This is a genomic window from Thermoleptolyngbya oregonensis NK1-22, from assembly GCF_032705245.1.
GTDB lineage: Bacteria > Cyanobacteriota > Cyanobacteriia > Elainellales > Elainellaceae > Thermoleptolyngbya > Thermoleptolyngbya sichuanensis.
On sequence record NZ_CP053540.1, the window covers coordinates 749,782 to 763,651 of the forward strand.

The window sequence follows — 13,870 nt, forward strand, 5'->3', positions numbered from 1 at the left end:
ATTCGGCGATATTCGAAGTTGCATTAGGGAATCGCCAAAGGAAATCTCCAGAGAAATTCCTCAAAGAAAATCTCCAAAGAAAATCCCCAAAGTCGCTATGCTGAGGGAATATGGCTGAAAACGGGTTTATTTGTTCGTTCAACAGGTTTAGGACTCACGAAGTGGAACGATTTTTTGCGGGCGACACCCTCGAAAAATCGTCCAAAACCCAAAAAACCTACCGCAAGTGCGTAAGTCCTGAGGTTAATTTTTAACAGGATTCTATTAGAAACTGAAGGGTATGAAAAAAGCGTTATATCTACTGGCGGCAATTAGCGATCGCGACTTTGAGTGGCTATTGCAGGCAGGGAAGCGGCAGGGCGTGCCTAAGGGATCGGTGCTGATTTCCGAAGGACAGCCGATCGACGCGCTGTATGTGGTGCTGAGCGGGCGATTTGTGGTGTCGGTGGCTTCGCCAGATGGCGATCGCCCCATTGCTGTCCTGTCCTCTGGTGAGGTGTTGGGGGAAATTTCCTTCATCGACTCGCGCCCGCCCACAGCGACGGTGAGAGCGGTTGAAAATTCCGTGGTTTGGTCTATTCCCCGGATGCAGTTGACGGCTAAACTGTCGCAAGATGTCGCCTTTTCGTCTAACTTTTATCGGGCGCTGGCGGCCTTTTTGAGCGATCGCCTGCGAACGACGGTCAGCCGCCTGGGCTATGGGGGCGACTCGCCCAACGTGCCCGATGACGAATCGCCCGACCACCACAACCCCCAAGTGTTCGATAACCTGGATCTGGCAAAAGCCCGCCTAGAGTGGCTAGTGACGCATTAGCCCAGTGACGCATTAGCCCAAATATGACCTCTCGGCGTTGCCCTATGGATTTCCCGCCAGCACGACAGCGGTTCTACCAGGAGATTCACCAGCCCGATGAAGCCATCGACCGGGCGCGGGCTGCACTGTATATCGCGCAGGAAGAATATCCCCCGCTCGACCCGGAAGAGTATCTCAACGCGCTGGACGTGATGGCCGCAGAGGTTGAAGAGCGCCTGCCACCCGAACGCTATCCGCTGCGGGTCATCCAAGCGCTGAACCACTATCTATACGAAGACCTGGGCTATGTGGGCAATGCCGCGCAATATTATGACCCGCGCAACAGCTACCTGAATGACGTGATTGAGCGGCGGCGGGGCATTCCGATTACGCTGTCGCTGGTGTATCTGGAAGTTGCAAAACGAATTGGTTTTCCGATGGTGGGCGTGGGGATGCCCGGCCACTTTCTAATTCGCCCGACCGTAGCAGACATGGATATACTAATCGACCCATTTCATCAGGGTGCAGTGATGTTTGCTGAGGACTGTCAAGAGCGGCTGAGCCAGGTGTATGGACAGCCTGTGGAACTGCGCCCAGAGTTTTTGCAGCCAGTCAGCAATCGTCAGTTTTTGGCGCGGATGCTGACCAATCTGAAGATGATTTATTTGAACCAGGAAGATCTGCCGCGATCGCTCTCGATGGTCGAACGTATCCTGATGCTGTTTCCCGATGCGCCCCAAGAACAGCGCGATCGCGGCATTTTGTACTACCGTCTAGGTCGCTGGTCGGAGGCATCGCTGGATCTAGAAGCCTATCTTGACCAGGTTCCCACCGCCAGAGATGCCGAGTTGATTCGTAATCTGCTGGCGCAAATGAGCGGTTCTTAGGCCTGCCCCGCTGACTGAACCTGAAGCTGATTCAGCAGGCGCTCGAACCGCAGTTGGGCGATCGCCACGCCGTCTTCCTGGGAAACATGACCGTTGGCGGCGGGTTTTGCGCCCTCGTCGCCCAGTTGCTTCACCGTGCCCCGCAGTCGCTGCGACAGCAAAATCGCCAGCGCTCGATAAAAACGGCAGCCAAAGCCTTCATCCTGCTGGAGCTTTTCGGCAAGTTGGGCGCGAGGAATCGCCAGCACCGTAGAATCTTCTAGCGTTTGCACCGTCGCCGAAGGTGGACGAGCGTCGATAAACGACATTTCTCCCACTACCTCGCCACTCGATAGGCGAGCGATTTGTCGGCCGTCCAGCGCCGAAATCGACACCACCAGCGTCCCATCCAACAAGATGTAGAGCGTGTCTACCGGATGCCCCTCGTAAATCAGGACGCTGCCCGCGGGCACCTGTTGCTTGCGACCGACCTGCACGAGCCAGTCAATATCGCGATCGCTCAACTCACCCAGAATACACAAAACCTTTTGCATGGGCTGCTTCCTTGATAATCTTCAATCCCAAATCGCGGTCATTTATAGCGGTCATTTACAACAGGGGATCAGAGCCATCGCTCTGCCACCAGTAGAAGCACCCAAACCGAACTCGGCATCGAACCTTGAATACCCGTGCCTTGAATACCCGTGCGCGACTGGTCAAAACAGCCTTAATCTGCTGGTTTGACCTAAAGACTTGGCTGGTTCTAGGGTTGTTGCCCTGACCAAACTCTGTAGTCGAGAGAGGCTTGCAAGTATCAATTTCTCACATGCTTCCACATTCTATACTGAGGCAGCAGGTTGAAATCCGCAGAAGTCCTTAAGGTTCTTTGCAAGGGCTTGACAAGTCGAGTCATTTTGGTACGAAAAGTCACATAAATCTCGCTGTGCTGAACCCAGGTGTGGGCTGAGAAACATTCAGCTAGAAAATTCAGCTACTATGCAGTCAGATATGCTGTCGGATATGCAGCCAGACGCTTTCCGCCCCCTCCAGGCTGTCTGAATGGTTTGCTGGACAGCGGGGCATTTCGGCGCGGATCGAGCCTTCCGTCCCTTGACTGCATCAATCCTAATTAATCCTGAAACCCTGACAATTCTATGATTTCTGACCTGCAACATCTGCTCTCTACCCTAGACCTAGATGCAGACTGGATTGGACTCCGGGCAGTCAGGGAAACCGCTGCCAGGTGCTATGTCCGCGATGGGCTGCCAGAGGGCAATGCCAAGTCGCTGAATCAGGGCGTGATGGTGGAGGTCATGGCGCAGGGGCAGATTGGCTATGGAGCAGTCAATTCCTTTCAGCCGGAACAGATCCGCGCGGCCGCTAAAACCGCCTATCAGCAGGCGATCGCCGCCAGTCGCTGGGGGATTTATCCCGCCACGCCCGCCATTCGTCCCAAAGTGGTGGGGCAATATGCCTCGCCGTTTCAAAAGCCGCTGAATGCCCTCTCGCCGGGAGAAATCAACGATCTGCTTGTGCGCCTCTGCAAGACGCTGAAGGTTTCGGAGCAAATTGTGCAGACGCTCGCCGTTGCCCATCACGAAACCGTGGATTCCTGGTTTGTCAGCAGCAACGGCTCCGAGGTGTATCAGCAGTTGTCACTGATTGAAACGCACTATGGGGCGATCGCCCAAGATGGCCCCATAGTGCAGCAGCGCAGCAACAACGGCCACCTGGCGCACTGCTATCAGGGCGGCTGGGAGCTATTTCTAGATGACCAGCTTTGGAGTCGCGCCCAGCAGATTGGCCAGCAGACGGTCGAACTGCTGACGGCCGAGGAATGCCCCACCACCCGCACCACGCTCGTTCTCGCTCCCGACCAGATGATGCTGCAAATTCACGAAAGCGTTGGTCATCCGCTAGAGCTAGACCGCATTCTGGGGGATGAGCGCAACTACGCGGGCGGCAGTTTCGTGAAGCCGTCAGACTTTGGCAGCCTCTCCTATGGCTCTCGGCTGATGAATATTACCTTTAACCCTGCCGTGCCGCATGAATTTGCCAGCTACCGATTTGACGACACGGGCGCACCCGCCAGTCGGGAATACCTGATTCGTGAAGGCGTGTTGCAGCGGGGGCTAGGCAGCCTTGAAAGTCAGGCGCGGCTGGGGGTTCCGGGGGTGTCTTGTGCCCGTGCCTCGTCCTGGAACCGCCCACCCATCGACCGCATGGCGAATTTGAACCTAGAGCCAGGAGAAGATTCGCCCGCCGCGATTATCGCCGACATCGAAGAGGGCGTATATATGGAGGCAAACCGCTCTTGGTCTATCGACGATCAGCGCTACAAGTTTCAGTTTGGCTGCGAATATGCCAAGCGCATCGAAAACGGCAAGCTGACCAAAACGCTGCGAAATCCCAACTATCGCGGCACGACGCTCGACTTCTGGCATCGGCTGAGCCGCATTGGTAATTCAGAAACCTGGGAAATCTACGGCACGCCCTATTGTGGCAAAGGAGAACCCAACCAGGCGATTCGCGTGGGTCATGGCTCTCCGGTGTGTGCCTTTGAGGAGGTTGAAGTGTTTGGCGGTGGCTGATTCGACGTTGAACAGTTTCATGAATGAGCAATTTTGCAGGGCTTTTGAGCAGTTGGCTTTTAAACAGCTTTTGAATGGCTTTTAAGCGGCTTTTGAACGGCTTTTGAACGGCTGCTGAACGGCTGCTGAACGGTCAAACTTGGACGGCTATACGCCAGAGGTTAACGTGACGCATCTCAACCTTAAAACCACACCTGAAACCACACTTGAAACCATACCTGAAACTGGAACGGCGATCGCCCTAGATGCGTTAGAAGCTGAGTTTTCTGACTTGGCAGCGGCGATCGCCGAGCGGCTATTGCCAGAGGAACAATTTACGCTGGGGCTAAATGCCGAACAGAGCCAGTTTGTGCGGTTTAACCACGCCCGCGTGCGGCAGACGGGGGGCATTGTGGATTGCCAAGTGGGGCTGACGCTGATGGCAAACCAGCGCACTGCGTCCTGGCGGTTTCCGCTGACGGGTAATTGGGACATGGACTGGGCGATCGCCGCCGATGCGCTGGCCGACCTGCGGGCCGATTTGCCTCATTTGCCGATTGATCCCTATCAGGTATTGCCGTCGGGCGATGCCACTAGCCGCGACGTGCATCACGGTCGCCTGCTCGATCCGAATGCCGTGGTGGATGCTGTGCTGCCGGAGGTCGATGGGCTGGACTTTACGGGCATCTACGCGGGTGGGCGAATGCTGCAAGCCTATGCCGACTCGGTAGGGCAGCGGCACTGGTTCGCCACGGACTCTTTCTCGCTGGATTATTCGCTGTTTACCGCCGACGGGCAGGCTGTGAAGGGCACCCTAGCAGGCAGCGAGTGGGATGCGGCTGCCTACGCCGCCAAACTGGCCGATTCCAAACAGCAGCTTGATCGCCTCGCCCGCACCCCCAAACCCATTCCCAAAGGCGGCTATCGGGTTTATCTGGCTCCGGCGGCGCTGGCTGATATTTTGGCGATGTTCTCCTGGGGTGGGGTCAGTGAGGCATCGCTCCAGCAGGGCGAAAGTGCCCTGGGCGCGTTGCAGCGGGGCGATCGCACGCTGTCTGCTCAATTCACCCTGCGCGAAAACTTTGCCTCTGGTTTGGTGCCCCGGTTCAACCACTTGGGCGAAATTGCGCCAATGGAGTTGACGATTATCGACCAGGGCAAGCTAGTGAATACGCTGGTCAACTCGCGCACCGCTAAGGAATATGGCAAAACCGCCAATGGGGCAAACAGCGCCGAATCGCTGCGATCGCCCGAAGTGCGTCCCGGCAGTCTGCCTGCTGCCGACGTGCTGGCGGCGCTGGAGACGGGGCTGTACCTGTCTAATCTGCATTACCTGAACTGGAGCGATCGCCCTACGGGCCGCATCACAGGCATGACCCGCTACGCCTGCTTTTGGGTGGAGCAAGGCGAGATCGTGGCCCCGATTGAAAACCTCCGCTTTGACGAAAGCCTCTATCGCTGCCTCGGCGACAACCTGATCGCCCTGACGCAGCAGATTGAATTTATCTCCGATGTGGGCACCTATGAGCGCCGTCGCCTCGGCGGAGTGTGGGTTCCCGGTGCGCTGGTGGAGGATTTTACCTTCACGCTGTAGCGGGCGGTCGATCCAGCATCAAATGCTGAAGGTGTCGGCAAGTCTTTCTGGGCGGGGCCGCCGCTAGCGACCGTTTGGACGAAGCTTAGACCTTTCTGACTCGTATCTTTCACAACATGGCAAACCCGGCGCTCTGGCTTAGACTAGGCGCTAGTTTTTGCATCGTTTCACGGCAGATTTAGGACTTACGCAGTTGGACAATTTCTCGTGGGCTGCGCCCACGAGAAATTGTCCAAAGCCCAGAAAACCTATTGCAAGTGCGTCAGTCCTGAGATTAAAACACTCCAAAAGCTTTGAGAGAAATTCGGCTTCTTCTGGTTCAATGCTATGGGAAGCGCAACGTGTAACCTTCACGTCCATTTACGAATTGCGAATTCACGAAATTATTTGAGGATTAATCATCATGGCGGCGATCGCATCCATTAAAGCCCGCGAAATTCTCGACTCTCGCGGCAACCCGACGGTAGAAGTAGACGTGACGCTGGACGATGGCGGATTTGGGCGGGCGGCAGTGCCTTCTGGCGCTTCGACGGGAACCCGTGAAGCCCTGGAACTGCGCGACGGGGACAAGAGCCGCTATGGGGGCAAGGGCGTGCTGAAGGCGGTGGCAAACGTGAACGGGGCGATCGCCGACAAGCTCAAGGGGGCCGATGCGTCGGATCAGAAGGCGATTGACCAGACCATGCTGGATATGGACGGCACCGAGTACAAGAGCAATCTGGGCGCAAATGCCATCCTGGGTGTGTCGATGGCGGTGGCGCGGGCCGCAGCCGATTCGGCAAACCTGCCCCTCTATCGCTATCTGGGTGGTGAAGCCGCTGTGCTGCTTCCTGTGCCCTGCTTCAATGTGCTAAACGGCGGGGCCCACGCCGACAACAGCGTGGACTTTCAGGAGTTCATGATTGCGCCGGTAGGTGCGCCCAATTTCCGCACGGCGCTGGAAATGGGGGCAGAAACCTATCACGCCCTCAAGTCGATCCTCAAGGGCAAGGGCTACAGCACGGGCGTTGGCGACGAAGGCGGCTTTGCGCCCAACCTGAAGGCCAATGTTGAGGCGGTGGATTTAATTCTAGAAGCCATTACGAAGGTGGGCCTAAAGCCCGGTGACGACATTGCGCTGGCGCTCGATCCCGCCGTCAGCGAGATGTGGCAGGAGGACGGCACCTACATCAACTTCAAGTCCGACAAGGCCATCCGCACCACAGAAGACCTGATCGCGATGTGGGAAAGCTGGGTAGCGCAGTATCCCATCGTGTCACTAGAGGACGGTCTGGGTGAGCAAGATTGGGAAGGCTGGAAGGAACTCACCAAGCGCCTGGGCGACAAGATTCGGCTAGTCGGCGATGATGCCTTTGTGACCAATCCCACCATCATCAAGCAGGCGATCGCCGATGGCGTAGGCAACTCGTCATTGATCAAGGTCAACCAGATCGGCAGCGTCACAGAAACGCTGGATGCCATCGAGCTGTCTCGAAGTGCTGACTACACGGTCATGATTAGCCACCGCTCTGGCGAAACTCCGGACGACTTCATTGCTGACCTGGCCGTTGCAACCAATGCGGGTCAGATGAAAACGGGCGCACCCTGCCGGGGCGAGCGCCTGTCGAAATATAACCAGCTTCTGCGGATTGAGGAAGATCTGGGCGATCGCGCTCAGTATCCTGGGCTTTCGGCCTTTAAGAAGTAGGCAAAAGGGGCATCTTTTGGGTGTGACACGCCTGGAAGATGCCTGGAAGATGCCTGGAAAATGCCTGGAAAACTCCTAGACAATGCCCCATCGCCGCCGCCAGCTTGTGGTTGATTCCAGCGGAGCCTGCTGCTGCTCTTGCTGATGTCGCGTCAGGATGGCGGCGGCGCTGTCGCTGAGGCTGGGGTCGCGGTAGGGCACGGCGGCGCGGGTGTGCAGATGCTCTTGCTCCATCGGCGAGAGGGGCAGCAAGCCGTCGGGCGACCAGGCGGCCACCGTGCCCTGAGACCATTCGTGGGGTCGGCGCTCGGCTCCGGCGGGCAGAGGAATGTTGCCAAGGTGCAGTCCTGCTGCCTGCATTGCCGCCCGCACCGAGGCCGAGCGCGAATAGGTGGCTAGAACTCCCGTTGGACTGAGGCACTTTGCCACCTGCGCGAAAAACTCCACTGTCCACAACTGGGGGCAGCGGCGCGGCGAAAACGGGTCGAAGAAGATTGCGTCCGCCTGGAAGTGTTGTGCCACCACCTGCCGAATGGTTTGTCGTGCGTCGCCGATCAGCAGGCGGGCGCTGAGTTGGGAATCTTGGAATTCGAACTTTTGGGCGATCGCCCTCAGCACATTTTGCACCGGGGGCGACCAAGCGGCGAGCAGACCCGGGGCGATCGCCGCCTGGGGAACAGTCGGGTCTAGCTCTAGGGCGATCGCCTCCACTCGACAGGCCGGATTCTCTGCCCACAGCGTTTCCAGCGCAGCGGCCGTGTTGTACCCCAGCCCATAGCACACGTCGAGCAGGCGGATCGGCGGCAAATCGGGTTTCGTAAACTGCCGAGCCAGCGCCGCCAGCCGCGTCACCTGGGCAAACTTTTCAAACGCCTCGGCCCGTGCCCCCAGCCGACTGTGAAACGCTTCGCCAAACGCTTCCGAAAAAAAAGTAAAAGAACCGTCTTCGGTGCGCTGGGGCACCCAAGCTGGCTCGTTCGGCAGTCTGTCGTTCGGCTGCAACGCTCGTCAACCTGGCAAAACGTCCGCTAGACCCGCGCTTCCATCGACTGGAGCTTGAGAAACTCGGTATTCACACCCGACTCGCGCACCAGCGCAATTTTGCCCGTGCGGGCCACTTCGCGGATGCCAAAGCGCCCAAGCTGCTGCACGATCGCCACCATTTTGCCGGGGTCGCCCACCACTTCTAGCGTCAGCGAGTCTTCGCCCACGTCCACCACCCGCGCTCGGAAAATCTGCGACAGTTCGATAATTTCTGACCGGGTGACGCTAGTGGCGTTGACCTTGAGCAGCATTAGCTCTCGCTCGACGCAGGGCGTTTCGGTAATATCCTGCACCTTGAGGACATTGACCAGCTTGTATAGCTGCTTGGTCAACTGCTCGATAATCGAGTCGTCTCCGGGGACGACCATCGTGATCCGCGAAATGCCAGACTGTTCCGCCGGGCCAACCGCTAAACTTTCGATGTTGAAACCCCGTCGGGCAAACAGGCCCGCAATCCGGGTCAACACGCCCGCTTCATCTTCGACCAACACAGAGATAGTATGCTTCATGGGATGCGATGGGACTGCGAACCGCCGCCAAGGTTAGCGTTCGGGACTTGGATTAAACCGGAACCTAGATTAAACGTAGTATTTATCAATGGGCTTGTGTTTATCAATCTTAGCCCGACCCATGCGCCCTATTCCTGTCTGAAAGTTAAGGGATTGCGAGAATTTTTGCACCAGTCTACCCAGAGCGAATTCAGAGCGTATGATGAAAAGATGTTAAGAAACACAGGAACGCAATCTCATCCGCGTTCTGGATCACCCGTCTTAAATCACTTGTCTTCAATAATCCGTCTTGAATACCCGTCTTACAATAACCCGTCTTAAATAGGTTGAGAGACCCCTCTACCAAGCCTTTTTCGCAACTACTCATCTCAAACGGCGACGGCGTATGCATGGGGACGCACTCAAAGACCTCTACGGGTTGGGGCAGATCCAGCCTGCTGACCGAACAGAGGTCGGAGACAAAGCCTACTATTTGGGACTGCTGGAGCAGCGGGGATTTCCTGTTGTGCCGGGGTTTGTGGTGGGGGCGCGAGTGCTGCGGCGGTTTCTGTCAAGTTTGGACTGGCAGGAGCCGTTATTTGCCGATTTGCCTGATTCGTCGCTGCATGTGGATGTCGACCGGCCGCAGCAGCTTCAGGCGATCGCCCAAAAGATCCGTCAGTCCATCCTCTCTGCACCGCTCTGGGACGACTGGCTGGCGGAGGTCGAGGCGCAAGCGCAGCAGTGGCAGTCGCCGATGGTTATTTTGCGTCCGTCGCTTGGTCTGGCGGCAGGACTCGACCCGACCTTTAGCGGGCGGATGCGGGGGCTATTGGGGGCGCAGATTTGTGAGGCCAACCGAGGGGCGATCGCCCTGGCGCTGCGGCTGGTGTGGGCAGATCTGTTTCGGGCCAAAAGCCTATTCGTCTGGCAGCGATCGCGCCTCCAACTTCATCAGCTTCATCTGGGCGTGCTGGTGCAGCCGATTCAGGATGCGATCGCTGCGGGAACGGCTTGCGTGAGTCCGACAAGCTGCGAAACTCAGTCGATTTGGGGGCTGGGGGCTGCTCTAGCGTGGGGAGAGCTGGCTCCCGACCGCTTTTTGTTTACCCACCCCCCTGCCCTCCACACGCCTCCAGCCAGCCAGGAACCCGCCGCAGCGGAGCCTGCCCCTCGAAATCTGCTCCCGGTGGTTCGGCAGATCCATCCCAAGCCCTATTGCTATCGGCTGTGTCAGGAGTCGTCTGCTTCTGCCCACAATGGCCTGCGGAGTTCTGTTTCGGGTTTGCGGATCGAACTGCTAGAACCGTCCCAACAGCAGCAGCCCAGCCTGAGCGAAGCGCAACTTCAGACATTGCTCGTACTGTCGCGCCAGGTTCAGCAAACTCTCGGCAGCAGCGTTGATCTGGAGTGGACGCTGGGGCCGCTTGAGTCCAGTGAACCGCCCCAGTTTCAACTGACTCAGCTCAATGTGCTGTTTCCTCGTTTGGTGGCGGCGGCTCCGGGGTCATCCACCATCGCAACGGTTCCGGCGAATAACGCTCCAGCGAATAATGCCCCGGCGACTGAACCATTGCCGTTGCGCGGGCTAGCGGCAGCAACGGGTCAGGTTTCGGCTCAGGTCTGGGTGGTGGAGGATCTGAGCCAGGTGCCGCCAGACTTTCCAGCAGGGCAACTGCTGGTGATGTCGCATGTGCCGCCGAGGTGGCTGGGGCTGGTGCAGCGGGCGGGTGGCATCGTGACAGAGCAGGGTGGTATAACCAGTCACGGCGCAATCTTGGCGCGGGAAATAGGGATTCCGGCGGTGGTGGGCGTGGCGGGGGCGACACAGATCTTGCGGACAGGTGAATGGGTAACGGTAGATGGCGATCGCGGCTTGGTGCATCGCCTGCGGACTGTGCCAGAGGGGGGGCAGGGGGCACTCCATCCAGAAATATCCCCAGAAGTATCCCCAGGAATATCTCCAGAAATATCCCCAGGAATATCTCCAGAAATATCCCCAGGAATATCTCCAGAAATATCCCCAGAAATATCCCTAGACAGGGTTCCAGAAATCGCCCCAGACATGGCTCCAGCGTCTAGGGTTGGCCTGGATGCTCCAGCGACCGACCCCCCGCCGCCCCGCACCCGCACGCAACTGCTGCTGGCGTTGGGGCAGGCTGCCGATCTCGATGCGATCGCAAACTTGCCCAGCGAGGGGGTTGGGCTGCTGCGGGCAGAGCATCTGCTGATGCCGCTGTTGCATCAATTGGCGAGCCAGACCAATCGTGGAAGAACGATTCCGCCGATTCCTCAAGGTGAGATGGAGAGATCTGAAATATCTGAAATATCCGCGATATCGGCGATATCCGCAAACTGGACTGGCGCGTTTCCGGCGGAATTCGGCAAGGAAGCGGCCAAGGAAGTAGCAGAGGCGATCGCCCAAAAAATCCTTCCCATTGCCGCCGCCTTTGCGCCCCGCCCGGTGTTTTATCGGTCGCTCGACGTGCGATCGCAGGACTTGCTGGGTGCGTTCTCCAGTGCCCAGCCCAGTTCTCCAGAGCCAAACCCAACCCTGGGAATGCACGGTGCCTTTAGCTACAAAAACAGCCCCGCCTGGTTTGACGCGGAGCTTTTGGCGCTGCGACAGGTGCAGCAGGCTGGCTATGCCAATCTTCGACTCATTTTGCCCTTTGTGCGCGGGGTCGAAGAGGTGCGCTTTTGCCGTCAACGGGCGCTGGCAACCGGGCTAGGGGATACCCCCGACTTTCAGCTTTGGATCATGGCAGAGGTGCCATCGGTGCTGTTCTTGCTGCCGGAGCTAGTGCAGGCAGGGGTGCAGGGCATTGCCATTGGCAGCAATGACCTAGCGCAACTGCTGCTGGCGGCCGATCGCGACCTGCCGCACCTCTCCGAGGCGTTTCCGCCGCGCCACCCTGCTGTGCAGCGTGCCATCCGGCACTTGGTTCAGACGGCTCGCCACCTCGGCATTCCCTGCACCCTCTGCGGCGAATTGCCCAGTCAGCACCTTGATCTGGTAGAAGAATGGGTGCGCTGGGGAATCACCGCGCTCTGCGTCGCGCCCGGTGCAGCCCGCAGCGTGCAATGGGCGATCGCCCGCGCCGAAACCGTCATCGCAGAGCGCGAACTGCTGGGATGAGCGCGAACTGGGGCGATTAACTGGGGGCGATTAACTGGGGCAATTTAGAAGCTGCAAGCAGACGAGATGCAAGCAGATGGTGCAGTTAGATGCAATCTAGGTGCAATTAGAAAGTGCAGCTAGAAAGCGACGGAGTGACGGAGGCGCAAAATCGCTTCAGCAACTTGCTCTAGCCCTCCAACACTCCAATCACTCCAATCACTCCAATCACTCCAATCACCCAACGCTACTCTTGCGCTCGACTACACTTCCTGATTTAGCTTTTCCTCATGCTTCATCACGGCCCAGAGTCCGTGAATTGCACCCGGCACAAAGCCCAGAAGCGTCAACAGGATATTGATCAGTAGCGTGGAGCTGAAGCCATAGGTCAGATACACGCCGACGGGGGGCAGCAGAACCGATAGGAGAATGCGTACTAATTTCATAAGCCACCTACTCAATCAAGGGAAACGGGAACGTTGCTAGAGCAGTTGTGTGAACCTGTGGCCCATGATTTTAGAGCCAAGTTCAAGACTTCAGAAATCTAAAGAACTTTGAACAACAGGTGCAGTGAACTGTACTTTTCCATAGTAGCGAACTATTATCTTTGGAAACGGTTCCAAAAGTAGATTTAGCGGGTAAAATCCGAACCTGAATGTTACGGAGATCACATTCATTGATTTTGGGGTTATTTGTTTCTTTTTCTTTTCTATTTCTTTAGAAATGGACGAGAAGTAGAAGGTCGGTATTCTCTTATGTCAAAGGTATGTCGAAGGTCGGAAATTACCCTTTTCAGCAGTTCCGCTGCGAATGATGAATGTGCTGAGTTTTACATTGTGGAGTTTTAAGTGGGGTTTTAATATTTGTCGAGATTCATCGAGCGATCGCCCAAAAAAACTCTAAACTGCTTGACTGGCAAGCTTTTCGAGTTTTGCTCGACAGACGGGGCGTAGGGAGTTAAGGGCAATAAGCATAAATTTTGACCGCGTGTGATTTAAAACAGGTCGTATTTTCTAAATCAATTGAGTAGAGATGACCATAAAGACAGATGCTTTAGTGTGAAATTAATCGGTACTATACTGAATCTATGAGATGAAGTGACGTGAATGGAGTGAATCAAACGTTCACTAGTCAATAGTTATCCACGCCAGTTATCTGTTTAGTGATTCATCCTGTTGAGGCATTGCGATCGCAGGATGTATGAGATAACAAAAAGCATTAGTGAAACGACGGTTCACAGATTCGATGAAGGCTTCAAGTTGTTTTGATTCAACCTGGATGGAACTGCTATGTTGGGATACTTGTTGACGACTCTGATTACAGCCCTGAGCCTGCTGGTGGTAGACATCGTAGTGCCAGGGGTGACTTTGGCGAACTTTCCCGCTGCCCTACTCGCTGGGGTGTCGATTGGTGTGGTGAATACGCTGGTAAAGCCTGTGCTGTCGCTGCTGTCGCTGCCGATTAACTTCCTGACGCTGGGCCTGTTTGGCTTTGTGGTCAACGGGTTCTGCTTCTGGCTGGCATCGCTGTTTGTGCCTGGATTTGCGGTCAGTGGGCTGCTGGCCTTCCTGCTGGGGCCTGTGGTACTCACCTTCGCCAGCACCTTGCTAAACCGCTACTTTGCTGAGAAGGAAGCTGCTAAGACGCTGAATGCTGGCTCTACGCCTGCGGTGACGCTGGAAACGAAAGAAGTTGAGAAGGCAAGCTAGA

At 56.7% G+C, this 13,870-nt stretch carries 11 protein-coding genes; 7 read left to right on the forward strand and 4 right to left on the reverse strand.

Features of this window, described 5'->3' with window-relative positions; translation table 11 throughout:
• Window positions 1-280 precede the first annotated feature (280 nt).
• Both HNI00_RS03220 and HNI00_RS03225 read left to right on the forward strand, forming a co-directional pair.
• Window positions 281-814, forward strand: a complete 534-nt coding sequence (locus HNI00_RS03220) for a cyclic nucleotide-binding domain-containing protein (RefSeq protein ID WP_172353273.1) — start codon at window positions 281-283, stop codon at window positions 812-814.
• A gap of 44 nt (window positions 815-858) precedes the next feature.
• On the forward strand, window positions 859-1,680 hold the full coding sequence (locus tag HNI00_RS03225) for a SirB1 family protein (RefSeq protein WP_316790639.1): 822 nt from the start codon (window positions 859-861) through the stop codon (window positions 1,678-1,680).
• Here the strand turns inward: HNI00_RS03225 and HNI00_RS03230 are convergent.
• Complete coding sequence (locus HNI00_RS03230) at window positions 1,677-2,213, reverse strand: cyclic nucleotide-binding domain-containing protein (protein WP_420156245.1); 537 nt, start codon at window positions 2,211-2,213, stop codon at window positions 1,677-1,679. The two genes, HNI00_RS03225 and HNI00_RS03230, sit on opposite strands and share 4 nt — an antisense overlap.
• A 600-nt stretch (window positions 2,214-2,813) precedes the next feature.
• On the opposite strand from HNI00_RS03230, the gene HNI00_RS03235 reads away from it, so the two are divergent.
• From HNI00_RS03235 to eno, 3 genes are all read left to right on the forward strand, one after another.
• The gene (locus HNI00_RS03235; protein ID WP_297076892.1) at window positions 2,814-4,250 is read left to right on the forward strand and encodes a TldD/PmbA family protein; all 1,437 of its coding nucleotides are present in this window, start codon (window positions 2,814-2,816) and stop codon (window positions 4,248-4,250) included.
• Window positions 4,251-4,485: 235 nt separating this feature from the next.
• Complete coding sequence (locus HNI00_RS03240; RefSeq protein WP_420156290.1) at window positions 4,486-5,823, forward strand: TldD/PmbA family protein; 1,338 nt, start codon at window positions 4,486-4,488, stop codon at window positions 5,821-5,823.
• A gap of 403 nt (window positions 5,824-6,226) precedes the next feature.
• Entirely contained in the window at window positions 6,227-7,510 is a 1,284-nt protein-coding gene (gene eno / locus HNI00_RS03245; RefSeq protein WP_316790645.1) for a phosphopyruvate hydratase, read from the forward strand.
• Between the two features lie 75 nt (window positions 7,511-7,585).
• Here eno and HNI00_RS03250 read toward each other — a convergent pair whose 3' ends face one another.
• Entirely contained in the window at window positions 7,586-8,512 is a 927-nt protein-coding gene (locus tag HNI00_RS03250) for a tRNA (5-methylaminomethyl-2-thiouridine)(34)-methyltransferase MnmD (RefSeq protein WP_316790647.1), read from the reverse strand.
• A gap of 26 nt (window positions 8,513-8,538) precedes the next feature.
• Window positions 8,539-9,063, reverse strand: a complete 525-nt coding sequence (ilvN, locus tag HNI00_RS03255; protein WP_172353267.1) for an acetolactate synthase small subunit — start codon at window positions 9,061-9,063, stop codon at window positions 8,539-8,541.
• Between the two features lie 385 nt (window positions 9,064-9,448).
• Between ilvN and HNI00_RS03260 the strand changes: the two genes are divergently transcribed.
• Entirely contained in the window at window positions 9,449-12,181 is a 2,733-nt protein-coding gene (locus tag HNI00_RS03260; RefSeq protein WP_316790650.1) for a putative PEP-binding protein, read from the forward strand.
• Between the two features lie 242 nt (window positions 12,182-12,423).
• On the opposite strand, the gene HNI00_RS03265 is transcribed toward HNI00_RS03260, so the two are convergent.
• Window positions 12,424-12,606, reverse strand: coding sequence for a YqaE/Pmp3 family membrane protein (locus HNI00_RS03265; protein WP_068508908.1), 183 nt, complete (start codon window positions 12,604-12,606; stop codon window positions 12,424-12,426).
• An 843-nt stretch (window positions 12,607-13,449) separates the two neighbouring features.
• On the opposite strand from HNI00_RS03265, the gene HNI00_RS03270 reads away from it, so the two are divergent.
• A complete protein-coding gene (locus tag HNI00_RS03270; protein ID WP_297077153.1) occupies window positions 13,450-13,869 on the forward strand; it encodes a phage holin family protein in 420 nt (139 codons plus the stop codon).
• The last annotated feature ends 1 nt before the right edge of the window (window position 13,870 follow it).